This is a genomic window from Bifidobacterium catulorum (assembly GCF_003129925.1).
Taxonomy (GTDB): domain Bacteria; phylum Actinomycetota; class Actinomycetes; order Actinomycetales; family Bifidobacteriaceae; genus Galliscardovia; species Galliscardovia catulorum.
Map to the genome: position 1 here is coordinate 1 of NZ_QFFN01000005.1, position 24,193 is coordinate 24,193.

A 24,193-nucleotide genomic window follows, 5' to 3' on the forward strand; every position below is an offset into this window, starting at 1 on the left:
CCGTGCCCCTGCCGCAATCATCCTCCGCTCCGGTACCGCCTCCCGTGCCCCTACCGAAGACTGCGAACAGGCCCAAACCCGACCCGGTGACCGGCGCACGTCCCGAAGCGGCCCCCGCAACGGTTTCCGGCGCGCTTCCCGCATCCGGGGGGATGCCGGCGGAAGCGACGGCCTCGGCGCCCGCCCGTCGCATCGGACGCATCCCGCTTATCCCATGTATCGCGGCCATCATCGCCGTCGTACTCGTCATCACGGGCGGCGGGCTTTTCCTTACGCATCGGGCCGGTCTATGGGGACAACGAACCCTGCCGACGACCGAAGAACTGCAATCCTCGTCCGGCCAACGTCTCACGGCGAACATCGTGGCCGACCAACTCCGCGACCAAGGCGTCAAAACCAAGGTCGACAAGGTCTATTCAGGCAAGAAAGCCGGGGAATTCGCCGGCTATGGCAACGCCAGGGCCGGCGAGCGCATCGACGCCGGCCGCACGGTCACCGTGAACGAGTCCATGGGCCCCGGCGTCCCCAAAGGCACGGTGGGGCGCAAGGCAGCCGACGTCGTCACCATGCTGCGTGCCATGAACGTGCCCGTCACATTCCGGCAGATGCCCGTCAGCGATACCAAACGGTATCCGACAGGCACCGTCGTGACCACGTGGCCGACGGAAGGCTCCCCCGTCGCAGACCGGAAAACCGGAATCCAGGTGGCGGTAGCAATGACCGGCCAGGCCGACATCCCCTATGATTTCATCGGCATGGACAAGGATACGGCGAGAAAAACGCTGGAAGCCAACTACTACCGTGTGACAATGAAGCCGCGGTTCTCCTCGAAACGGTATCTCGGCAAAATCGTCGACTCCGAGCCCAAGCCCGGCGTATTCCGTCCCGCCGGATACAGGGTGACGCTGTACTACGGCGTGGACGCCAGCCAGCGGGACGCCGTCGTCGGACAACCCATCGACAATAACGGCGAGAATCTCGGAACCGCGATGACCAACGTCGCCGGATTGTCGGGGAAATACTGCACGGACGGCGGCGACTGCGTGACGCTGACGCCGGACGGCACCAGCGGCTGGGGCTCCACATTGGTCACCGACCAGCAGCTGAAGAACGGGGAATGGACGATACCCGACAGTTCGGAAGGCGTCATGCCGTTCGAGGATGGATTGTCATTATGCCCATTTTCGCAAGAAGATACGGGATGCATACCGAACTCCGCTGATTCCAAGGGATATCTGGACGGTTTTCTTATCAACGGAAATACGGGAGCCATGGAGCTGCATTCCGGCAGCGGGCTGCCCTATTGCGGCACCCATGTTTTCATAGACGAAAACCCCTCATACTGCATCAACGGGCAAATCACGTCCGTCGACGACATCGAGAACTATGATTCCAAGAAAGCCGTCAAAGAGCTGGTCTATAAACCCAAGGAGTTCTTCGTCGTCATGCCGGTCGGCGCGAACCTCGCCAAGCTCAAGGCCTCCGGGTATTTCTCCGGCGACTCCGACTACCATCCGGACGACGACAGGCCGTATCTCATACGTCGCGACAACGCCGCCTACCAGCCGGTCAAGGCCTATGCCGCCGATGGGTTGCATCGGAAGCCCAACCCATATATGCCGGGCACGGGCAGGACGGCGTTCAAGCAGGCGCCCAACGAGAAAAACGTCTACTATCTTGTGGAGGATGGCGGAGCGCTTGACTGGGACGATCTGAAAACCATGCGCGTACAGCCCAGCCATGCGAGCGACAATGCCAAGACCGAATCCCAGCAGGCATTCGCCACATTGGCCGGGACCTACAAATACCAGCCCAGCGTAGACGGCGCGTTCACGTTGCAGCTGACACTGAAGTCCGACGGCTCCTTCACCGGTCGGGGACGCAGCATTCGCGGATGGCCGGACGGCCACGGAGGGACCCTGCCGCAGACCGATGCCCCATTTAACGGCCGGTTCGCATCCGCCATCCAGAACGACGACGGCACGTACACACTGCAGTGCGATGCGAAATCATTCACCACCAAGGTCGACCGCAAGCAACTCGGATTCGAAACCTGCGGCCGGTTCGTCGCCTACCCGTCGGGCACACGGGCCGTTGAAGCATTGAGCTACGATAACGGGAATAATCCGCAGAAGGACACATCGTCAAGCTATGAAGCCCAGACCGGACGCAACCGATTCACGGATTGGACCATCGTCAACAAGGGCGACGGAAAGAGTGATTTCGGCGTCTACGAGCGGCAATCCTCCTGATTCCGCCCCCCCGTGAGCCGCTCACCCTTTCGTCACGCCCGCATACCGGAAACGCAGCGACGAATCGAGCACCACGCCGGACACCCCTTCGCGCATGACCGCGGTCTGCGGCACGTCGAGCAGCGGTATCGCCGGCACGTCCCTTGTGGCCAGACGCTGCACCTGCCTCAGCAGTTCGGCGCGTTTGCCGCGGTCCCGCTCGCCCTGTTGCCGCGCGATGAGCGCGTTCACGGCATCGCTGGCGTATCCGTTGCCGAGATAGTTGCCGAGATCGACGTCGCGCAGCAACGGCGAGAGATAGTCGTCTGAATCGGCGAAGTCCGGCCCCCAGCCGAGCTGATAGGCAGGGTAGGCGCCATCGGACTCCTTGGACGCCACCCGCTCCTTGTTGTACCGGGTCCATTCGGTGGAGCGCACATCCACCCGGAACAGGCCGCCGGACTCCAGCTGCGCCTTGATGGCGGCATACTCATCGGCGGAGCTCTGCCCGTAATGGTCGGTGTTGTATTGCAGTCGCAACGTCACCGGAATCGTCACGCCGGCCGCGGCGAGCGTACGGCGGGCGGCTGCCGGATCCGCCCCTCCCCCGCCGTCGCCGTACATCGTCCTGAACGTGTCCTCATGGCCGAGATATTCCTTGGGAAGGAATGAATATGTGGGTCGGTATGTTTCGAAATACACGTTGTGGCTCAATGCCTTACGGTCGATGAGGTCGGCGACCGCCCGTCGTATGGCGAGCGCTTTCGCCGCGTCAGCGTCGGGCTGTTTCATGCCGTATGGCTGGGTGCGCAGGTTGAATGCGAGGTAGCGTTGCGAGCCGGCGGCGCCGGTGACGACCCGCAGGCCGTCATGCCGTCGCAGGTCGTTGAGATCGGTGGGGGTAAGGGTGCGGTAGGCCACATCCACCTGGCCCTGTTGGATGGCCAGCTTCAGATTCGAGGCGTCGGCGAAGTACTTCACCTGCACGACGTCGTTCCTCGCCGGCGTGAGACCGCGGTAATTCGCGTTCCTCCGGTAGACGAGCAGGTCGTCGCGTTTCATCGAGACGAGCGTGTAAGGCCCGCCGAACGCGTTCGCGCCGATGATCGTCTCGTCGGAGGCGAGACGATGCGCCGGGAAGACCTCGTCGTCGACGATGGCGGCGGCCGGGGAGCCGAGCACCTGTTCGAGCGTGACGTCGTGGGGACGGTTGACGGCGATGACGAGCGTGGCCGCGTCGGTGACGGTGACCGAATCGATGTTCGCCAGCAGTGACGCGGGACCGTTCGGATCGTTGATGGCCTTCATGCGGTCGAGGGAGAACTTCACGTCGTGGGCGTCGAGCACGTGGCCGTTCGCCCATCGCAGCCCGGTTTTCATCCGTACGGTGAACCGGGTTCCGTCCGCGTTCCACTCGCCGTCGTCGGCGGCGAGGTCGCGGCTCATGGCGGCGTCGTTGTAGTCCTGTGCGTAGAGGAACGGGAATATCTGGATTTTCACGGCGGATGATCCGATGTCGTAGGATCCGGCCGGATCGATGGACGAGACCTTGTCGGTCGTGCCGACGGTGACGGCGCCGTGTGCCGGATCCGCGGCATCGGATACGGTGCCGCATGAGGCGGATGCCATCGTCAATATGATGGCGATCAACGCCATGAGGCCGCGATGCACGCGATGCGCGGTCATATGATGCACTCTGCCTTGCCCTTCCTCGTCGTCTTGTGTCAGGAACGTCCTATGTCAGGACTTCGTCACCGAAGCATAACGGAAACGGAACGACGCATCCAGCGTCACGCCCCGCACGTTCCGTCCGGTGACGGCGATCTGCGAGCCCTGCAGCAGCGGCAGCGTGGACAGGTCTTCGGTCTCCAGACGCTGGATCTGGCGGAGCAACGCGGCGCGCGCCTTCCTGTCCTGTTCGCCGGCCTGCCGGATGAGCAGATCGTTGATGTGCTCGTTGCGGTAGCCGTTGCTGGGATAGTTGTCGTTGCGGAAGAACGGGGAGAGATAGTTGTCCGGATCGGAATAATCGGGCAGCCACCCAAGCTGGTATACGGGGTAGAGCCCGTCGGATGCTTTGGTGACCACACGGTCCTTGGTGTATTGCGTCCATTCGGTCTGCTGCAGGTCGACCTTGAACAGGCCTCCGTTCTCCAGCTGCGCTTTGACGGCGGCATATTCGTCGGCGGAGGTCGGCCCGTAATGGTCGGTGTTGTATTGGAGCTTGATGTCGACCGGGGTCTTCACGCCTGCGGACCGTAGCGTCTCCCTGGCCTTGTCCAGACTCGGGCCTCCCCTGCCGTCGCCGTATGCCGGCTTCAGGGTGTCGTCATGGCCCGCCAGACCATTCGGAATGAACGAATACAGCGGCTGGTAGGTGTTTTTGTAGACGTCGCGGGCCAATGCCGGCCGGTCGACGAGATCGGCCATCGCCTTGCGTACCGCAAGCGCCTTGGCGGGGTCGGCGTCGGGCCGCGATGCGCCGTATGGCATGATCCGCATGTTGAAGACGATGTATCGTTCCTCGCCGCCCGGCCCCGTGACGATTCTGACCTTGTCGTCGTTTCCAAGGTCGGCGATGTCGGTGGGGGTCAGGCTCCGATAGGCCACATCCACCTGGCCCTGTTGGATGGCCAGCTTCAGATTCGAGGCGTCGGCGAAGTACTTCACCTGCACGACGTCGTTCCTCGCCGGCGTAAGACCGCGGTATCCTTCATATCTGCGGTAGCCCGCGGTGTCGTTGAGTTTGAAGCCGGTCAGCCGGTACGGCCCCGCGAAGGCGTCGGCTTTGACGATGGCGTCGTCCCCGGTGAGCTTGTCGGCGCCGAACGACTGCTCGTCCACGATCGGTCCGGCCGGGGAGCCGAGCACCTGCTTCAATGTGACGTCGTTCCTGACGGAATCCCTGAACACGACGGTCGTGGCATCGGGCGCCTCGACGGATGAGATGTTGGCGATCAATGGCAACGGCCCGTTGGCGTTGTCGATCCTACGTAGACGGTCGAAGGAGAACTTCACGTCGGAGGAGGTCAGGTCGTGGCCGTTGGCGAACTTCAGTCCCGGTTTGATCCTGACGGTGAATTCGGTGCCGTCCTTGCTCCAGGATCCACCGTCGGCGGCGATGTCCGGGCTCATTTCGGCGCTGCCGTAGTTTTGGGAGTAAAGGAACGGATATATCTGGACGAACACCGCGAACGACCCCATCTCGTAGGTGCCTGCCGGGTCGAGCATGTTGACCTTGTCGGTGGTGCCGATGGTGACGGCACCGCCTTGTGACGGGCCTTCCCCGTCCGATTTCACTCCCCCGCATGCGGCGAGCGTCGCCATCATCGCGATGGCGACGGCCGATGCCGCAAGCCGATGCACGACTCGCGCGATCATCATGGTCATCCCCTTTTCATCAGGGGAATCCGATTCACGCCACAGCCATATCGGCATCATGCGATATCACTCATCATGCAATATCAATCATGCAATATCGATCATGAGTTGTGGCGTCCGCCGTCCTTCGGCGGAGCGATTTCCCCTAAGCCAGAATCCAGTATCGTCCATCCTGCGGCTTCCGGAGCATGTTTTGATATAGGTTTTTCTTAGAGCACCGGCCCATGGACACTCAGCCCATGGACACTCAGCCCATGGACGCCGAAGGGCCGCTCCCCGTAGTGGGGGAACGGCCCTCTCAGGCATGAAGGTGTCGCCGAAATCACATCCGCAAAACGACCGACACTCTATTCCGCGGCAAGGAGCTCATGCAGATGGGCGCGGTGCTTCCGCTGCTCGCGCGGATCGGGGATCGGCAGCGAGGCGAGCAGCTTCTTCGTGTACGGGTTCTTCGGGCTGCCGAGAATCTGGTCGGCGTCGCCGTGTTCGACGATCTCGCCCTGATGCATCACCATGATGCGGTCGGCGAGCATGTCGACGACGGCGAGGTCGTGGGTGATGAACAGGCAGGCGAAGCCGATCTCGACCTGGAGCCGCTTGAACAGTTCAAGCACCTTGGCCTGCACCGACACGTCGAGCGCGGAGGTGGGCTCGTCGGCGATGAGCAGGGACGGCTTGAGCGCGAGGGCTCGGGCCAGGGAGGCGCGCTGGCGCTGTCCGCCGGAGAGTTCGTGGGGGAAGCGGTCCATGTACGCCTTGGGAAGCTGCACCATTTCGAGCAGCTCCTCCACGTACTTGCGCGCGGCGGCGAGGGAATCGTATTTCCGGTGCACGAGCAGCGGCTCCGCCACGTTCTGGGCGATGGTCATGAGCGGGTTGAACGAGCTGCCCGGATCCTGGAACACGAAGCCGATGTCGGCGCGCTTGGGCTTGAACTCACGTTCCTTGAATCCGTTCATCTCCATGCCGAGCACGTTAAGCGAACCGCCGGAGATACGCTGCAGGCCGGCGATGGCGCGGCCTGTGGTGGATTTGCCGGAGCCGGATTCGCCCACGAGACCGAGCACCTCGGAGCGGTGGATCTCGAAGTCGATGCCCTTGACGGCCTTGAAGTCGGGCTGCATGAGGTGGCCGGGATACGTGATCTCCAGTCCTTTGGCCTTGACGGCGACGGGCTGGGTGCGCCAGTCCTGACTGCGTTCGACGATTTGTCCGTCGTCGCCGCGCACGACGAGCTTCTGGCCGATCCTGGGCACGGCGGCGAGCAGACGCTTGGTGTAGTCGTGCTGCGGGGTGTAGAAGATCTGCTCCACGTCGCCCTGCTCCACCACGTGGCCGCGATACATGACGATGACGTTGTCGGCCACGTCGGCGATCACACCCATGTTGTGGGTGATGATGAGCACGGAGGCGTCGAATTCGTCGCGGGCCATGCGCAGCAGGTCGAGGATCTCGGCCTGCACGGTCACGTCTAGGGCGGTGGTCGGCTCGTCGGCCAGAATCAGACCGGCGTTGAGCACGAGCGCCATGGCGATGACGATGCGCTGCTTCTGACCTCCGGAGAACTGGTGAGGATAGTAGTCGATGCGGGTCTCGGCATCGGGTATGCCCACCTTCTTGAGGATGTCGATGGATTTCGCCCGCTGCTCGTTCTTGTCGGTGATGCCGTGGGCACGCAGGCCCTCGGCGATCTGCCAGCCAATGGTGTACACCGGGTTGAGCACGGAGTTCGGCTCCTGGAACACCATGGCCGCCTCCTCGCCGCGCATCCTGCGCAGGTCCTCGCCGGAGAGCGAGAGCACATCCATCTCACTGGAGCGGTCGCGGCTCTTGAGGTAGATGGCGCCGGAGGTGGTGGCGGTCTCGGGAAGGAGCTTGAGGATGGAGCGTGCGGTCACGGACTTGCCGGAGCCGGATTCGCCCACGATGCCGACGATGGACCTGCGCGGGATGGTCAGGTTCACCTTGTCGACGGCCTTGATGGGGCCGGCGTCGGTGACGAAGGAGACGCTGAGGTCCCTGATGGCGGCGAGGTCGCCGTCATCGACCACGCCCTTACCGGGTGCTGTCTGCGCGATGGTCATGATTCATTCCCCTTGCTTGTTGCGGCGACGCCGCCTTCGGCGTCCTGGTCCGTCCCGTCGGCCTTCTTCTCGGTGGAGGGGCCGGTGAACACGACCTCGGCCGCGTCCTTCTGCGTGGACGGGTCGACGGACGTGTCCTCGATGCTGCCGATGACCTCGCCCGCGGATTTGCGCGCGCGCAGTCGCGGATCGGAAAGGTCGTTGAGCGATTCGCCGACGAGGGTGATGCCGAGCACGATGAGCACGATGGCCACGCCCGGGAACACCGCGGTCCACCAGATGCCGGCGGTCACGTCGGAGACGGAGCGGTTTAGGTCGTAGCCCCATTCGGCGGCGGCGGTCGGTTCGATACCGAATCCGAGGAAGCCCAGGCCGGCGAGGGTGAGGATGGCCTCGGAGGAGTTGAGCGTGAGGATGACCGGCAGGGTTCGCGTGGAGTTCTTCAGCAGGTGCTTGGTGAGGATTCGCCACGTGGGCGCGCCGATCACGCGGGCGGAGTCGATGAACGCTGACTCCTTCATTCGGATGACCTCGGCACGGATGGTGCGGAAGTACTGCGGAATGTACACCACGGTGATCGACAGGCCGGAGGCGAAGATACCTCCCCAGAGGCTGGACTGGCCGCCGGAGATCATGATGGCCATGAGGATGGCGAGCAGCAGCGACGGGAAGGAGTAGACGGCGTCGGCCACGACCACGAGCACACGGTCGACCCAGCCGCCGAAGTAGCCGGAGACGAGACCGAGGATCACGCCGATGAAGATGGAGCACAACACGGCGATGACGATTGCGATGACGGCGGTGCGGGCGCCCCAAACGGTGCGGCTGAACACGTCGAAGCCGCCGACGGTGGTGCCCCAGATGTGTTCGGCGCTCGGCGCCTGCTGGGTCGGGAACGCCTGTCCGTCGGCGCCCTTGATCTGCGCATAGCCGTAGGGGGCGATGAGCGGGGCGAAGATGGCGACGAGCAGGAAGAAGCCGCACAGCACCAGGCCGGTGACGAGCATGCCCTTCTGCCAGCCGACGGCGATCTTCAGCTGCTTGATGACGGGCAGCTTGGAGAGGAACGTCTGCCGGTTCTTCTGGCGCAACTCGGCGAGTCGGTCGTCGCCGGGCACGGTGGGGGTGCTATTCGCTTCGGTCATGTCAGTACCTCACTCTCGGGTCGATCAGGGCGCTGACGACATCCACGATGAAGTTCACCACGGATACGATGATCGCGATGAGGATGACGATGCCCTGCACCGCCACGAAGTCTCGCGCCTTCAGATAGGTGGACAGCATGAATCCGAGCCCCTTCCATTCGAAGGTGGTCTCGGTGAGCACGGCACCGGCGAGCATGAGTGCGATCTGCATGCCCATGACGGTGATGATCGGGATGAGCGCCGGCTTCCAGGCGTGCTTGCTCAGCAGGCGCTTTTCGGAGACGCCACGGGAACGGGCCGCCTCCACATAGCCGGAGGTGTAGGTGCTGATCACGTTGGTGCGCACAAGCCGGATGAACACGCCGGCGGTGAGCAGCCCCAGGGCCAGCGCGGGCAGGACGGCGTGCTGGAGCACGTCGAGCAGGACGGCGGGGTCACCGAGCTGCAGTGCGTCGATGATGTAGAAGCCCGTGGGCGAGACGAGACGAGAGAACTGCATCTCGGAGGTCAGGGAGCTGCGTCCGGAGCTGGGAAGCCAGTTGAGCCACACGGAGAAGATGAGCTTGAGCAGCAGGCCGAGGAAGAACACCGGCGTCGCATAGCACAGGATGGCGAAGGTGCGGATGCCCGCGTCGACGGCCTGGTCGCGGCGGCGTGCGGCGATGCGGCCGAGGCCGATGCCCACGATGAGCGCGATGATGAGCGCAAGGAACGCCAGCTCGAAGGTGGCGGCGCCGTAGCGGGTCAGCACGCTGATGACCGGCTGGTTGTCGGTGAGGGTGGTGCCGAGGTCGCCGTGCAGCAGACCGCCGAGGTAGTCCAGGTACTGCACGACGAGGGGCCTGTCATAACCGGCCGCGTGGATTCTGGCCTGCAGTTCCTGTGGGGTGAGGCGGCCGCCGAGGGCCGCGGTGATGGGATCGCCGGTCGCGCGCATCACGAAGAACACGATCGTGACCAGGATGAAGATGGTGGGGATGATCAGCAGGAAGCGGACGATGACGAATCGGAAGAACCCGCCCGATATCCTGTTCTTTTTCGGTTTGTTCTCAGAAGCGTCAGCCGTTCCCTTGACCGGCTGCTCCGTCTGAGCGTGGGCTTTCGACGCCACTCGTTTCTCCTTGGTGATTGATGGATGATTGATGGGCCCGAAGAACGGGTTCCCTAACGGTTGAAGGGGATGTCCGACGCGTTCGTGACGTATCGGACATCCCCCGCAGATGCTGTGTGAGATCAGTCCCTCAGCGACTATCGGACGTTCAGGACTTGGTCACAGAGGCGTAGCGGAAGCGGAACGAGGCGTCCAGCGTCACGCCGGAGACGTTCGTGCCGGTGACCGCCACCTGGGAGCCCTGCAGCAGCGGCAGGGTGGAGATGTCCTCGGTCTCCAGCTCCTGGATCTGCTTGAGCAGCGCCTCGCGCTTCGTCTTGTCCTGTTCGCCGGCCTGCTGCACGATCAGGTCGTTGACCTTCTTGTTCGAGTAGCCGTTGTTCACGAAGTTGCCGTCGCGGAAGAACGGGGACAGGTAGTTGTCCGGATCCGGGTAGTCGGGGTACCAGCCGAGCTGGTAGGCCGGGTACACGCCGTCGGAGGAGTCGGTGACGACGCGTTCCTTCTGGTACTGCGTCCACTCGGTCTGCTGCAGGTCCACCTTGAACAGGCCGCCCTGTTCGAGCTGGGACTTGATGGCGGCGTATTCGTCGGCGGAGCTGGAGCCGTAGTGCTCGCCGTTGTACTGGAGCTTGAGGTCGACCGGGGTCTTCACTCCGGCTGCGGAAAGCACCTTCTTGGCCTTGTCGAGGCTGGGCTTGCCGTTGTCGCCGTACTTCTCCTTGAAGGTGTCCACCTGGCCGGTCAGGCCGGACGGGATGTAGGAGTACATCGGGGTGTAGGTGCCCTTGTACACGGTGCTGGCGAGCTCCTCGCGGTCGATGAGGTTCGCGACGGCCTGACGGACGGCCTTGGCCTTGTTGGCGTCGGCGTCCTTCTGCTTGGTGCCGTACGGCATGATGTTCATGTTGAACGTGATGAAGCGTTCCTCGCCGCCGGGTCCGGTGACGACCTTGACCTTGTTGTTCTTCTTCAGGTCGGAGATGTCGGTCGGGGTCAGGGTGCGGTAGGCGATGTCGACCTGCCCCTGCTCGATGGCCATCTTGAGGTTGGACGGGTCGGCGAAGTACTTGACCTGCACGGCGCTGTTCTTGGCGGGGGTCAGGCCCTGATATCCGTCGTACTTGGCGTAGCTGACGGCCTCGTTGAGCTTGAAGGCGGTGAGCTTGTACGGACCGGCGAAGGCGTTGGCCTTGATGATGTCGTCGGCGGAGGTCAGCTTGTCGGCGCTGAAGACCTCGTCGTCTACGATCGGACCGGCCGGGGAGCCGAGGACCTGCTTGAGGGTCACGTCGTTCTTGACGGAGTCCTTGAACACCACGGTGGTGGCGTCGGGGGTCTCGATGTCGGTGATGTTGGCGAGCAGCGAGCTCGGACCGTTCTCGTCGTTGATCTTCTTCACGCGGTCGAAGGAGAACTTCACGTCCTTGGAGTCGAGCGTATGGCCGTTGGCCCACTTGAGGCCCGGCTTGATCTTGACGGTGAATTCGGTGCCGTCCTTGCTCCAGGTGCCCTCGTCGGCGGCGATGTCCGGGCTCATCTCGGACTCGTTGTAGTTCTGGGAGAACAGGAACGGGAACACGTTGATGATCACGGCGAACGAACCGTTGTCGTACTGGCCGGCCGGATCGAGGCTGACGATCTTGTCGGTGGTGCCGATGGTGATGGCGTTCGCGTCGGAGGCCGTTCCGTCGTCCTTGACGCCGCCGCAGGCCGCGAGCGACGCGATCGCGGTGATGGACGCCACCGCCGCGAGAATCTTTTTACTCTGCACGAGTACCTCTCTTCGTTTACATGTCTTTCCCGCGCGAGCGCGGGCCCGGCATTGTCACGACATGACCGATGGGTAACGAACACGTTGCCGCATCGCGAACTCGTAACAAACCCGGGGTACTGAAGTACAACTTAGTGTTATATATGAAACCCCGGATTTTTTCCCGCGAATTCCATGAATTTGCGCATTTTTCCCATAAAATGGGATGGATATGGCATGATGTCACGGTAGGATCGTGTCCGTTCGCGCGGTCTGCGGCGTCGATGCGCGCAGCCGCCGCGGCGCGGCGAAATCCATCCCCACGGCGAAAGGAATCGGCCCTTATGCAGTATGTGCTTCTTGCGGTGATCGGGGTCCCGTGCGCGCTCATCGGTTTCGCATTCGCGCTGTTCCCCCGCCGCACCTTCGACATGGACCCGTTGCAGCAGAAGGTGTCCCGTGCCTTGGGCATCGTCTTCTGCCTGCTGTTCTTCGTGTTCATGGTGGCCGGTCGCGATGCCGAATCGTGGGCGGTGATCGGCGGCGGCCTCGTCGGTTTCGTCGTCGGCTCCATCCCCCCTGTCCGCGAATCGTGCCGGGAGCGCTTCGTGCTGTTCGCGCCTCCGGCCAAATCCGCGAAGACCTCTGAAGATCAAAAGGGCGGCAGGCCCTCCAAGGGGAAATCCGGACGCAGGTGATCGGTCGGTCGATCACCGCAGGCCCGTCATTCGAAATACTGCGTCCGGTAGCTTTGTGACGACGACGAGACGATTTCGCTGATCACCTTGTCGTTCTTGAAGTCGTAGAGCGTGGCGAGCACCTTGTTGGAGGCCATGCCCCACCCGATGAAGTACCTGTCGGCGGATATCTGCTGCACGCTGCCGCAGTACATGGAGAAGTGGTCGCCGAGGTCGAAGTTCCTGAACGCGGTGACCTTGTGGTTCTTCTCGTCGAGCGTGTAGCGTTTGATGGTGGACCGTCCGGACGCCACGCCGTTGTCGAACAGCAGGATGTTGTGGTCGTCGTCGAAGTAGGCGTAGTGCTGGCGGGAGAACCGCTGGTCCTTCGACAGTCCGAACTGGTCGTTCTTGCCGCCAAGCGTCCAGATGATGGCCCCGGTGTGGTGATCGATCTTCATGACGGCGTCCTGGTTGCGCGCCGAAAGCACGAAGTTGTCGTCCTTCGGGTCGATGACGAGGCTGTTGGAATGCATGTAGTCCTCGTCGTTGTCCATGAGCTCCTGATAGCTGTCGTCGAGTTCGTGATGCTCGCTGCTGAGCCATTCGAACGTGACCTTGCCCCCGTCGAGCTCCTGGATGTATGTGGACCGCATCTCGTTGGTGTCGCCCTTGTCGTTCCTGATGGGCGAATACACCTCGCCCATCAGGATGTAGTGCGTCGGCGAGAGGAAGATGTAGTCGTGGTTCTCCGCGTATCCGCCCTGCGGCAGTTTCCTCGTGGGGGTGAGTCGGATGCGGTTGATCTGCCGGTACTGGTCGTCCAGCAGCACGATCTGTCCGAATTTCAGGCTGAAGTTCTTGATCTGGTTGTATTCGGGCACGGCCTCGAAGAACGAGTAGTACGTCTTGCCGTCGAACACGTATTTCTTGAGGTTGTCGATGTCCTGTCCGCGACGGTAGTAGAGGATCCGTCCCGAGCTGGTCATGCGGTAGACGTAGGTGCTTGCGCCGGTGCCGACGTTGCCGTAGTAGTCGCCCTTGGGGGTCTCGAAGTTCTGGCCGGACACCTCAAGGTTCGGGAAGTCGCTGGGCAGGGAGGGTATGGTGATGGTGCGCTGCTCGCCCGTCTTGCGGCTGATCTTGATGACGGTGTTGTGGCTGACCTCGCGAGACAGCCTGTCGAACCGGAGGTCGACCGCCCCGGTGTACCGACGTCCGTTGACCGTGACGACGGAGTTGACGGGGACGTCGAGGGTCAGGCGGTTGTCGATGCCGACGGCGAGCGAACGGGCGTTGACTCGCGGGTTGACGACGTTGAGACTCACCGGCGTGGGGATGCCGTTGATCTTGAGTCCCAGGTCGACGCCGCTCAGCGAATCATTGATGCGTTCGTTCTGGTCGTCGGTCTGCTTCTCGACGGATTCGCCGAGGTCCTTGACGTTCGATGACGTCGTCTGCATGTTTTCGTTGAGCTGTTCGATGGCACGGTAGCCGAGGAATCCCCCGATTCCGGCGGCTCCGGCGAGTATGACGAGGACCGCCCCCATGACGGCCGCGATGATTTTATCCCTCATATTCGCCCATTATTCCGCGGAAAACATCGTCCGACGGCGTCATGGACGAGTTTTCATACGCCCGTAACCTTCAGAACATCTCGGCCCGCCGAACGCGGGCCTTGGATGGCCCCCGATCCCATGATCGTCGGGGTTTCAGGGGTCACCTCCGGGTGATCCACAGCAGGTATTCGACATTGCCGTGGGTGCCGGTGATCGGCGACGGCGCGGAGGCGCGGACGTCGAAGCCGGATTTTCGGGCGCACTCCTCCACGTCATGCAGGGCCTTGCGGCGGAGTGCATCATCCTCCACGATGCCGTTCCTGCCGAGATGCCCCCTGCCGACCTCGAACTGGGGTTTGACCAGCAGCACGGCGTCCGTGCCGGTTCCGACGAGTCCGGCGAGGACGGGGATGACGTACGTCAGCGATATGAACGACACGTCGGACACGACCATATGCGGGGGGAACGGCAGATCGGCGGATTCGACGTCGCGGATGTTGACGCCGCTCATCTCGATGACGCGGTCGTCGTAGGCGATGCGCGGATCGAGCTGGCCATGGCCGACGTCGAGGGCGATGACGCGCGCCGCGCCCCGTCGCAACAGCACGTCGGTGAATCCTCCGGTGGAGGCGCCGACGTCGAGGCAGTCGACGCCCGACGGCGACGGCAGGCCGAGCGGCGTGAAGGCGTCGAACGCACCGACGAGCTTGTATGCGCCACGCGAGACGTAGTCGTCTCCGGCGTCGACGTGCAGGTCGTCGATGGTGAGCACCTTGGCCGCCGGCTTCACGGTGACGGCGCCGTTCACGGTGACGGCGCCGCCTCGTATCAGCCGCTGCGCCTTGGCTCGGGAGTCGACGAGCCCACGGGATACGAGTTCGGCGTCCAGACGGGAGGATGGCATGGATGCTGCGCCTTTCAGGGGGTGAGGGACTTGAGCTCGCCGCTCAACTGGTCCAGCACGTTCCGGTAGGCTTCGATCTGCGCCTCGTAGTCGTCGTCGGACAGTTCGGACAACCGGGGGAACCTTGCGGCGAGTTCATCGTCCGCTGACGGATGCGGTTCGGACATCGTCATGTCAGATATGGAATTCGGGGATGCTGATGGACGTTGGATCCCCGTCGGCGTCCATGAACTCCCATACGGCGCAGCACGCGGCTCGCAATGCGTCGAGGCTGGTCCCGGGATCGCCGTCGCCGTCCGTGAGGCGCAGCACGCCGGCGTCCAGACGGGCCGAGGCCGTGCCGCACACCCATGCGCCGTCATGTTGGCACGGGGCCGGATGCGCCTCATTGAGGCCGCGAAGGTCCTTCGCGATGAAGGTCGGGCGCAGATGCGGCTCGGCCACGACTATGGAGTTCGGCGTGGCCACGCCGGTGAGCACGACCAGGGAGTCGTATCCACCGCGGTTTCCGGCCTCGATGTCGGTGTCGAGACGGTCGCCGATGGCCAGACACCGGTCGTGGTCGATGGGCTCCGCGGTCCCGTCCCGTTCGGACCGGGCGTCGGCCACCAGCTGACGTGCCTCATCGTACATGTAGGATTCGGGCTTGCCTCCCGAGCCCACGGGCTGGTGGCCCACGGCCTCGATGACAGCGTTCACGAGGGACCCGCATCCGGGCGCGATGCCGAGCTCGCGGGGAATGGTCAGATCGCGGTTGGTGACGAAATAGATGGCTCCGCGCTGCGCGGCGAACGCCACCGAGGCCAGTTCGTTCCACGTGATCTCGGGATACCATCCCTGGATCACCGCCGCGGGACCGTCATCCACCCCGTCCGCCAGCGTCAGTCCGGCCTTGACGACCTCCTCCCTCAGATGCGGGGAGCCGACGGCAAGCACCTTCGAGCCGGCGGGCACATGATGGGCCACCATGCGGGCGGCGACGACCGACGAGGTGATGACCTGCCAAGGCTCCACTTCAAGGCCGAAACCGCGCAGCTGTTCGGCCACCACGGCCTGGAACCGCGAGGAATTGTTCGTCGTGTATTCCACGGCCATGCCCGCCCTCTGCGCCTGCGCGATGCTTTCGGACGCATACTCGACCGGATCCTTGCCCCGGTAGACCACGCCATCCAGATCGAGCAGGCCCAGGGAATACGCGGTGTTCAACGGTGCCGTGGAGCCTTTGAGGAACGCCATGGGTCAGTCGTTCTCCTTGTCGTCTTCCTGATCGGGGTCATCGCCCGAGGTCTCTCCGTCGTCGTGGCTTTCGGCCTCGGAGCCGGAATCCTCCGTCTCGGACGCCTCATCAGCCGTTGCCTCCGGTTCCTCGTCGGAGTCGGCGCCATCCTCGGCCTCTTCGGCCGGCAGGTCGGTCTCGTCCTCGGAGCCGGAATCGGAATCGGTCCGGCCGGCGTCGGAATCCTCCGATTCCTCGGTGTCGGCGTTTTCGTCGGCATCGCCGTGCTGGGAGTCCTCGCCGTCCTTGGAGTCATCGTCGGCATCGGAATCATCGTCGGCATCGTCATCCGGGACGTCGAGGTCGATGCCGAGTCCTTCGAGCAGGTCGTCGTCGATGTCCTCAAGGTCGTTGTCGATGACGGAATCGTCATCCTCATCGTCCGCTTCGGCATACTCGCCCTCAAGACGGTCGACAAGGCCGTCGAGGGCCAGCGCCTCATCCTGACGGCCGGCCTGTTCGAGGAAGTTCTGCTCGGCCTGCACGGCGCGCATGCGGTATTCGCCGGAGATTCCCTTGGAACGGCCGATGGTGTGCACGAGGTCGATGGCCTTGTCCCAGTCGTCGAGGTCGCCGTATGCGCCGGCCACCACGAGGAACATCTCGGCCTTGGCCTCACCCCTAAGGGCCCTGCCTTCGTCGCTCATCGCCAGTTCGATGGCCTTCCTCGGGTTTCCGAGGCCGCGTTCGCAGTCGGCGATGAACGGCAGGTAGTCGAGGAATCCGTTCATGCGGTACGCGGTGCGGAACTCGCGCAGGGCAAGCTTGTAGTCTCCCTGACGGTAGGCGATCAGCGCCAGCACCTCACGCGTCATGTCGATGCGCGAGGCCTGCTTGGCGATCCACTTGGCGTGCGCGAGCGCCCTCTCGGGATCCGACTCCTCCAGCGCGTAGGCGGCGAGCATATGCAGGCCGATGTTCTCCGCATGCTCCTTGCTCAGGCCACGCAGACGCTCCTTCTCGTCCTTGGAGAGCATGGACCATTCGAGTCCCTTCGGCATCTTCGGCTCGTTGGCCCGGCGATCGGTGTACGGGTTCTGCGAGGGGTACGAGACCGTGCCGTCGGAGTTCCGGCGGCCGTCGCGGTAGAAGCTGTGCGACCCCTGTCCGTCACGCTCGTACTTGTTGTTGCGATAGCCGCCGCGGCGGTCATCATGGCGGGGGTCACGGCGTTCGCCGTCGTGGTCGTAGCGCGGATTGCGCGGCTTGTCATCGAACGGGCGGCGCGGCTTGCGGTCGTAATCACGTCCTTCGTCACGACGGTCGCCACGACGGAAGTCACGACGCTCCCCTCCGCGGTCATTGCCGTCATTGCGGCGGAAATCCCTGCGGTCGTTATGACGGCGTCCGTCATAACGACGCTGCCCGCCTCGATCGTCGAAACGACGTCCCTCGGAACGCTCCCCGTCGCGACGGTATTCACGGCGGTCGTCACGGTCCGTCCTGCGGTAGTCCCGGCGTTCTCCGTCGCGATGGAATCCGCCGCGGCTGCCGCGGAAGTCACGACGCTCCCCTCCGCGGTCGTTGCGGCGGAATCCACCACGATCGCCGTTCTCGTGGCGTCGTCCCTCGTAACGGTCCCCGTCACGACGCGGGGCATCGCCGTCCCTCTGGAAGTCGCGGTCCCTGCGGAACTCGCCGTCACGGTGGAACCGCTTGCCGCCGTCGCGACGGTCGAAGCCTCCGCGACCCTGTCCGCCGCGACGCGGACCGAACGACTTGCCTCCACGACGGTTGCCGTAGCCACCGGAGCGGCCACGGTTGCCGTAACCGCCTCCGGAATGTCCGGAACGGTTGCCTCCACGGTTGGAATTCTCAGTGTTCATCGGGTCTCCTCCAATGCTGCCAGCGACTTCTTGCCGCGGCGAATCAATACGAACCGGTCATGCAGAAAATCGTCTGCGGTCAAGGTCTGTTCCTGGTCCTCCACTCGGGCGTTGTTCACATACACGCCGCCGGATTTGATGGCCCGACGCGCCTCCGAGGCCGACTTGAACAGTCCCGCCGCTGCCGCCGCGTCGATGATGCGGTCGCCCGCCTTGGCCGTGGCGAACGTGCCGTCGGACTTCCTCAGCCCGCCGAGCGCGGCCTCAAGCGTTCCCTCGTCGATGGATCCGAGGTCGCCGCCACGGCCGAACAGGGCGGCCGCCGCGTCTATGGCCTGCCGGGTAGCCTGCTCGCCGTGCACGTAGCTGGTGACCTCCCAGGCGAGCGTCTTCTGCGCCTCGCGGCGCCCCGGGTTGGCCTCGACCTCGCCGGCAAGACGCTCGATCTCGTCCTTCGGCAGGAAGGTGAACGCCTTGAGCAGCTTCACCACCTGGTCGTCGGGCTGGTTGAACCAGAACTGGTAGAACTTGTACGGGCTGAGCATGGTCGGGTCGAGCCACATGGCGTTGCCCTCGGACTTGCCGAACTTCTTGCCCTGGCTGTCGGTGATGATCGGGCTGGTGAACACGTTCACGCTTTCGCCGCGCACCTTGCGAATGAGGTCGAGGCCGGAGGTGAGGTTGCCCCACTGGTCGGAGCCGCCCAGCTCCAGCACGCAGTGGTATTCGTCGAACAGATGCAGGAAGTCGTTGCCCTGCAGCACCTGGTAGCTGAACTCGGTGAAGGAGATGCCCTCCTCGGAGTTCAGGCGGCGTGCGACCGTGTCCTTGGCCAGCATGGTGCCAAGGCGGAAGTTCTTGCCGACGTCGCGCAGGAAGTCGATGACCGACATCTGCGCCGTCCAGTCGTAGTTGCTCACGAAGCGAACGGGGTTCTCGCCCTCGGCCTCAAGGAACCGGCTGATCTGCACGCGCAGCTTCTCGGCCCACTGCGCCACGATCTCCTTGGGGTTGAGCGTGCGCTCGCCCGACTGGCGTGGGTCGCCGATCAGGCCGGTGGCGCCTCCGACCAATGCGATGGGATGGTGTCCGGCCGCCTGCAGGTGCCGCATGTTGATGAGCTGCACGAGGTTGCCGATGTGCAGGGACGCCGCGGTGGGATCGAACCCGCAATAATAGGTGATGGGATCGCCGTTCAAGGCTTCGGCGAGTTGCTCTTTGTCAGTGGACTGATTGACCAGACCGCGCCATTCGAGCTCTTCGAGAAGAGAATCGAACCCCGCTTCCCTGTAACTTCTGACCTGAGACATGTGTTCCCTGTCGCTCCCTGTTGAATTGGTGGAAAACGCGAACATTCGCATCCATCAGTTTGACAGTACAGCATGACAAGCATGGGCCGGGCGGCATATGGGATATCCGACGCACTCAGGGCCGTTCGGCCGGGAGGCTTCGCCTCCCACGCCTACGGTCGGGCGCCCCATCATACCGCCTTTGGCATTGCCGAAAGATGTTCGATGCTACCCTTCGCGTTCGGCGATATAGCGCTCGTAGGCGTCGAAGCCTCCGACGAGGTTGACGGCGTCGTATCCACGGTCGGCGAGGATCTCCGCCACCTCAGCACTCCAGCTGCCTTCGCGGCAGTACACCACCACCGGCCTGTCCTTCGGCACGTTGCGCAGCACATGAGGCAACGGGTCGAACGGCACGTTGATCGCGCCGGGCATGGCGTGGGCCTCCACCTCGTGCGGCTCGCGCAGGTCAAGCAGCGTCACCGTGCCGTAGTCGAGGCCGGCGAACTCCTCGGGGGTCATCTGCCGCACCGTGGGTTCATCGTCATCGTCGAACATAGTATCCGTCTCCCTTCCGTATCGTCCCCTGTCGGCCCGGGCGTCCCGACGACAGGGCGTTCAGACCGCGCATGACGGCTGGATGTAGTTGTCGGGATCGAGCGTCGTGATCGTGGGATGGTCCCCGCACACCGGGCATCCGGGCTCGTGTTCGGGCAGCGGCACGGCCCGGATGTTCATGGAGAGCAGGTCCACGGTGAGCATGCGCGCCGTAAGCAGGTCGCCGGCGCCGGTGATCATCTTCACCGCCTCGACGGCCTGCAGGCTGCCGATGACGCCGACTGCGGCACCGAGCACGCCGGCCTCCCTGCAGGTGGGGACCTCGCCGGCCGCGGGCATCTCGCGGAAGATGCAACGGTAGCAGGGTCCCTTGCCGGGCACGTAGTCCATGAGCTGGCCGGAGAAGCGCACGACGCCTCCGTGGATGAACGGCTTGCCCGCCAGCACGCAGGCGTCGTTGATGAGGAACTTGGCGGCGAAGTTGTCGGTGGCGTCGACCACCAGGTCGTAGCCGTCGATGATGTCCGCCGCGTTGTCCGCGGCGAACATGGTCCGGTACGTGTTCACCCGCACGTCGGGGTTGAGCCGGTTGACGCCCAGCTTCGCGGACTCGGCCTTCGCCATGCCGACGTGGCCGTCGTCGTGGATGATCTGCCGTTGCAGGTTGCTTGCGTCCACCACGTCGCCGTCGACGATGCCGATCGTACCCACGCCGGCGGCCGCGAGATACAGGGCCACCGGGGAGCCGAGGCCGCCCGCGCCGACGATCAGCACCTTCGACGCGAGCAGACGCTTCTGCCCGCGAACGCCCACGCCCTTGAGGATCAGATGCCGCGCGTAGCGTTCGAGCTGGTCGTCGGAGAGCGAGACGCGAGGCCCCGCCGTTGCCGTCCGCTGCGATTCGGTCATGCTGCCGTCCTTCCCTTGCCTGTTCGGTAGCTCAACATCATGGGTTCACGGCTGGACCATCTTCGCCGACGGGTCGTGCGGGGGTCACGCCTTGGCGAGCTGCACGGCGGTGCCGGACGCCGTGACCATCAGCATGTTGCCCTCGCCCAGCACCTCGTAGTCGATGTCCACGCCGACGACGGCATGGGCTCCCATGGCCGCGGCCCGCTGCTGCATCTCGTTGATCGCGCCCTCCCGAGCCTGCACCAGCTCGTCCTCGTATCCCTGGCTGCGGCCGCCGAACACGTTGCGCAGTCCAGCCCCGAGGTCCTTGAGGATGTTCACGCCGGATATGACCTCGCCGAACACGATGCCGTAGTAGCCGGTGATGACGTAGCCCTCAACGGTGGGTGTGGTGGTGACGATCATGATGGTTCCCTTCCGGTATGGGGGCGCGATCCCGTCGTCGCGCCCGCTGCCCTTCCATCTTCGCACGTCCCGGCGCCTGCCCGCACGGCGGGTCGTCGGGACAGCCGGGTACGCTGGGAAACGACGAACGGGAGCCTGATGGCTGAGAGGAGGCGCGTCCGCGGGACGTCGCCTCGACCGGGGAACTTGACGCGGGTCATGCCGCCGTAAGGAATCGTTGTCCACGATGCCGCCATCGATGGGGAATGAACGCGGCGAACGTCCGAATATGGTCTCCCCAAGCCGTCATCCTTCCGATAACCGAATACGAAAAGATAATCGAATACAGAATGATTGGGTTCATGAAGGGGCGCACCACCTCGGGTACGGCTTGCTTTCGTGCGCCCTTTTTTCATAATCGGAGGATTGCATGCAGGTCAATGGCGAACAGGTGACGCTCACGGAACCGATGAGCGTCGCGGATTATCTGTCGTCCCACGGATACCGTCCCGAACGCGTGGCGGTCGAGCTCAACGGCGCGATCGTGCCGAGGGGCGAGCGCGATGAAGCCATGCTCGACGACCAGGCCGTGATGGAGATCGTCCAGTTCGTCCAGGGCGGCTGACACATCCGAAAACCGTTCAACAGTTCAGTTCAAAGGAGCACATCATGATTCCCAACCCCGTCACCGAAGAGTCAGTGGCCAGCACCCCCCTGCCGCCGCAGCCGTCCGTCACCAATCCCGTGGGCACGGCCGCGCCCATGCCGAACGTCGTCGACACGCCGCTGAACCTCGGCGGCCACGAGTTCGAGTCCCGTTTCATCCTGGGATCGGGACGATACGACCTCAACCTCATCAAGGCCACGGTCGAGCATGCCGGCACGCAGATCGTGACGATGGCGCTGCGTCGTGCGCAGACCACGGAGAACAGCGTTCTCGACTACATCCCCGAAGGCATCACGCTGCTGCCGAACACGTCGGGCGCACGCAACGCCGAGGAGGCGGTACGCATCGCCCGTCTCGCACGGGAGGTGTGCCAGACCGATTTCGTGAAGGTCGAGATCGAGCATGAGACCAAGTACCTGCTGCCCGACAACGCGGAGACGATCCGTGCCACGGAGATGCTGGCGAAGGAGGGGTTCGTGGTCATGCCGTACATGTTCCCCGACCCCATCGCCGCACGTCAGCTTGAGGAGGCCGGCGCGGCGGCGGTCATGCCGCTCGGTTCGCTGATCGGCTCGAACATGGGTCTGCGCATGCGCGACTTCATTCAGATCATCATCGCGAACGCGAACGTGCCGGTGATCATCGATGCCGGCATCGGCCGGCCGAGCCAGGCGTGCGAGGCGATGGAGATGGGTGCCGACGCGGTCATGGCATACACCGCCGTGGCGAGCGCCGGCAACATCCCGCTGATGGCGAAGGCGTTCAGGGACGCCATCGCCGCCGGCCGCGCCGCCTATCTGTCCGGGCTTGGAAAGGTCACGGAGGGGCAGGCGGTCCCCTCCAGCCCCACTACCGGATATCTGCACTGACCATATCGGCCCGACGGAGGCATCGGCCTCCCCATCGAGGGGAGGCCGTTCCGCCACGTCGGGGATTTCCCTCTCGCGCCTGCCTTACTTGTTTACTTGCGCACGAGCTTTTCACGCAGCTTCCTGATGAGGTCGCCGTATTCCGGTGAGGTCATGCGGGGGAAGGAACGCAGCATTCGCCGCTGCTGGTAGCTGAGCGCACCCAGCAGCCTGCCGTAGAGTCTGGTGACGGGAACGGGCACCGGCATATCCGGCAGGTTCTCGGAAAGTCTGCGGACCTTGCCCGTGGCGGCGTCACGGTAGGTCTGGAGCCGGTCGGCGGCCGCGTCCGTGTACTGCTGCAGCGCGCCTCCGAGGTCGATGCGGTCCGCCATCCGCTCCTTGCCGCGTTCCAGCAGACGGGTGAATTCGCCGAGCCGCTCGTGGAATCCGATGAAGCCGACCACGGTGACGATGAAGTCGACGAGGCAGGCGAGCGCCAGCACGGCCGCGAGGATGTGGAATGCCGGCATGGGTATCATCGCGGTCCAGCGCTCCACCCATGGCTGGGCGACGTCGACGATGATGATGCCGAACACGCCGAAGACGATGGCTCCGATGAGACAGATGCGCCCGTTGATGTTGAACCGGAAGTGCGAGTAGTCCCACCAACGGGCGTGGAATATCCGCTCCATGGTCCAAGAGGTCGCGTATTCCAGTGCGGACGCGCCCAACGCGCCGAGCAGGAACATGACCACCGGTGCGGCGGGTATGTTCCTCAGCGGGGTGAGCACGACGATGGCGAGGACCGCGCCGGCGCCATATATGGGGCAGAGCGGTCCGTTGAGGAAGCCGCGGTTGACGGGGCGGCGCTCCTGTATGGAGACGAGGATGGATTCGTACACCCATCCGAGGAAGCTGTAGAGCACGGCCCAGAGGAACAGGTGTTCGATGTACAGCACCGTGGTCTGTGGCTCGATGCCCGTCATGCGGCCTGACCTTTGCCGTCGGTCAGGGCGTGGCGTTCGGGGACGGGGCCGAGCGCCGGCTTGGAGAAGCGATCCAGGGAGAAAGTCTCGCGTGTGGCGCTGATCTTGTCTGCCATGGTGACGAGATACCCTTCGACGTAACGCGGCGGTATGGGCGTGAGCGGGAACATGTGGCGCAGGATGGAGTCGCGTTCGACGGGGTTGAGGTCGAAGTCCTCAAGGGCGTTGTCCAGCGCGCGGCGGGGATGGGTGAATCCGTGCAGCCTGTGCGAGCCGTTGTCGTCATGATGCCAGTCGTAGAGGAAGTAGTCGTGCAGGAGCGCCGCCCGTATGAGCGAACGCAGGTCCACGAACCGCCACAGACGCAGTCGGTCGGCGAAATACACGGCGAGGCAGGCCACGCGGACGGAATGCTCGAACGTGGTGACGGCGCCATGCTGGTAGCAGTGCTTTTCGATGCGCATGCGCTCGTGGCCGAGCACGTCATGGCCGTATTCGTGTACGAGTTCGTGGATTCTCCGCCGTGTCAGCAAGACAGCCCCTTCCCAGGTCCGTAATCGGAATGATTATCCAACGTCGTGATTATTCGACATTCCGAT

General features: G+C 63.8%; 21 protein-coding genes. 4 read left to right on the top strand and 17 right to left on the bottom strand.

Annotated elements, in window-relative coordinates; all coding sequences use genetic code 11:
• Positions 1-2,252 (top strand): PASTA domain-containing protein (locus tag DF200_RS03140; RefSeq protein ID WP_206603407.1); only part of this gene is annotated, 2,252 nt, incomplete at its 5' end.
• Positions 2,253-2,273: 21 nt separating this feature from the next.
• Here the strand turns inward: DF200_RS03140 and DF200_RS03145 are convergent.
• From DF200_RS03145 to DF200_RS03170, 6 genes are all read right to left on the bottom strand, one after another.
• Complete coding sequence (locus tag DF200_RS03145) at positions 2,274-3,917, bottom strand: ABC transporter substrate-binding protein (RefSeq protein WP_109136848.1); 1,644 nt, start codon at positions 3,915-3,917, stop codon at positions 2,274-2,276.
• A gap of 54 nt (positions 3,918-3,971) precedes the next feature.
• Positions 3,972-5,612 (bottom strand): ABC transporter substrate-binding protein, encoded by a 1,641-nt coding sequence (locus DF200_RS03150; protein ID WP_109136922.1) that lies wholly within the window; start codon positions 5,610-5,612, stop codon positions 3,972-3,974.
• Positions 5,613-5,959: 347 nt separating this feature from the next.
• Entirely contained in the window at positions 5,960-7,696 is a 1,737-nt protein-coding gene (locus DF200_RS03155; protein WP_109136849.1) for a dipeptide ABC transporter ATP-binding protein, read from the bottom strand.
• The gene (locus tag DF200_RS03160; protein WP_109136850.1) at positions 7,693-8,841 is read right to left on the bottom strand and encodes an ABC transporter permease; all 1,149 of its coding nucleotides are present in this window, start codon (positions 8,839-8,841) and stop codon (positions 7,693-7,695) included. Before DF200_RS03160 ends, DF200_RS03155 begins: the two co-directional genes overlap by 4 nt.
• A 1-nt stretch (position 8,842) precedes the next feature.
• Positions 8,843-9,868, bottom strand: a complete 1,026-nt coding sequence (locus DF200_RS03165; protein WP_241520105.1) for an ABC transporter permease — start codon at positions 9,866-9,868, stop codon at positions 8,843-8,845.
• 232 nt (positions 9,869-10,100) lie between these two features.
• A complete protein-coding gene (locus DF200_RS03170) occupies positions 10,101-11,726 on the bottom strand; it encodes an ABC transporter substrate-binding protein (protein WP_109136852.1) in 1,626 nt (541 codons plus the stop codon).
• Positions 11,727-12,049: 323 nt separating this feature from the next.
• Here DF200_RS03170 and DF200_RS03175 point away from each other — a divergent pair, with 323 nt between their 5' ends.
• The gene (locus DF200_RS03175; protein ID WP_109136853.1) at positions 12,050-12,403 is read left to right on the top strand and encodes a hypothetical protein; all 354 of its coding nucleotides are present in this window, start codon (positions 12,050-12,052) and stop codon (positions 12,401-12,403) included.
• 26 nt (positions 12,404-12,429) lie between these two features.
• Here the strand turns inward: DF200_RS03175 and DF200_RS03180 are convergent, their stop codons facing one another.
• The 9 genes from DF200_RS03180 to DF200_RS03215 form a co-directional block, all read right to left on the bottom strand.
• Complete coding sequence (locus DF200_RS03180) at positions 12,430-13,959, bottom strand: aryl-sulfate sulfotransferase (protein ID WP_109136854.1); 1,530 nt, start codon at positions 13,957-13,959, stop codon at positions 12,430-12,432.
• A gap of 142 nt (positions 13,960-14,101) precedes the next feature.
• Complete coding sequence (locus DF200_RS03185; RefSeq protein ID WP_109136855.1) at positions 14,102-14,845, bottom strand: TlyA family RNA methyltransferase; 744 nt, start codon at positions 14,843-14,845, stop codon at positions 14,102-14,104.
• Positions 14,846-14,859: 14 nt separating this feature from the next.
• On the bottom strand, positions 14,860-15,018 hold the full coding sequence (locus tag DF200_RS10765) for a hypothetical protein (RefSeq protein ID WP_158275761.1): 159 nt from the start codon (positions 15,016-15,018) through the stop codon (positions 14,860-14,862).
• Position 15,019: 1 nt separating this feature from the next.
• Positions 15,020-16,081 carry an HAD-IIA family hydrolase gene (locus DF200_RS03190; protein WP_109136856.1) on the bottom strand — a complete coding sequence of 354 codons (1,062 nt, stop codon included), beginning with the start codon at positions 16,079-16,081 and terminating at the stop codon, positions 15,020-15,022.
• A 3-nt stretch (positions 16,082-16,084) separates the two neighbouring features.
• A complete protein-coding gene (locus DF200_RS03195; RefSeq protein ID WP_109136857.1) occupies positions 16,085-17,947 on the bottom strand; it encodes a helicase in 1,863 nt (620 codons plus the stop codon).
• Positions 17,944-19,257 (bottom strand): tyrosine--tRNA ligase, encoded by a 1,314-nt coding sequence (gene tyrS / locus DF200_RS03200; RefSeq protein ID WP_109136858.1) that lies wholly within the window; start codon positions 19,255-19,257, stop codon positions 17,944-17,946. The genes DF200_RS03195 and tyrS overlap by 4 nt, the downstream gene beginning before the upstream one ends.
• Before the next feature lie 207 nt (positions 19,258-19,464).
• A complete protein-coding gene (locus tag DF200_RS03205) occupies positions 19,465-19,794 on the bottom strand; it encodes a rhodanese-like domain-containing protein (RefSeq protein WP_109136859.1) in 330 nt (109 codons plus the stop codon).
• Positions 19,795-19,854: 60 nt separating this feature from the next.
• Positions 19,855-20,703: a HesA/MoeB/ThiF family protein gene (locus tag DF200_RS03210; RefSeq protein ID WP_109136860.1), complete on the bottom strand. Its 849-nt coding sequence runs from the start codon at positions 20,701-20,703 to the stop codon at positions 19,855-19,857.
• Between the two features lie 84 nt (positions 20,704-20,787).
• Positions 20,788-21,114, bottom strand: a complete 327-nt coding sequence (locus DF200_RS03215) for a putative heavy metal-binding protein (protein ID WP_109136923.1) — start codon at positions 21,112-21,114, stop codon at positions 20,788-20,790.
• A 406-nt stretch (positions 21,115-21,520) separates the two neighbouring features.
• Between DF200_RS03215 and thiS the strand changes: the two genes are divergently transcribed.
• Both thiS and DF200_RS03225 read left to right on the top strand, forming a co-directional pair.
• Positions 21,521-21,715 (top strand): sulfur carrier protein ThiS, encoded by a 195-nt coding sequence (thiS, locus tag DF200_RS03220; protein WP_109136861.1) that lies wholly within the window; start codon positions 21,521-21,523, stop codon positions 21,713-21,715.
• Positions 21,716-21,852: 137 nt separating this feature from the next.
• Positions 21,853-22,626 (top strand): thiazole synthase, encoded by a 774-nt coding sequence (locus DF200_RS03225; protein WP_439098309.1) that lies wholly within the window; start codon positions 21,853-21,855, stop codon positions 22,624-22,626.
• 92 nt (positions 22,627-22,718) lie between these two features.
• On the opposite strand, the gene DF200_RS03230 is transcribed toward DF200_RS03225, so the two are convergent.
• Both DF200_RS03230 and DF200_RS03235 read right to left on the bottom strand, forming a co-directional pair.
• Positions 22,719-23,594 (bottom strand): putative ABC transporter permease, encoded by an 876-nt coding sequence (locus tag DF200_RS03230; protein ID WP_193903119.1) that lies wholly within the window; start codon positions 23,592-23,594, stop codon positions 22,719-22,721.
• Positions 23,591-24,127 (bottom strand): HD domain-containing protein, encoded by a 537-nt coding sequence (locus DF200_RS03235; protein ID WP_109136863.1) that lies wholly within the window; start codon positions 24,125-24,127, stop codon positions 23,591-23,593. The genes DF200_RS03230 and DF200_RS03235 overlap by 4 nt, the downstream gene beginning before the upstream one ends.
• Positions 24,128-24,193: the final 66 nt, after the last annotated feature.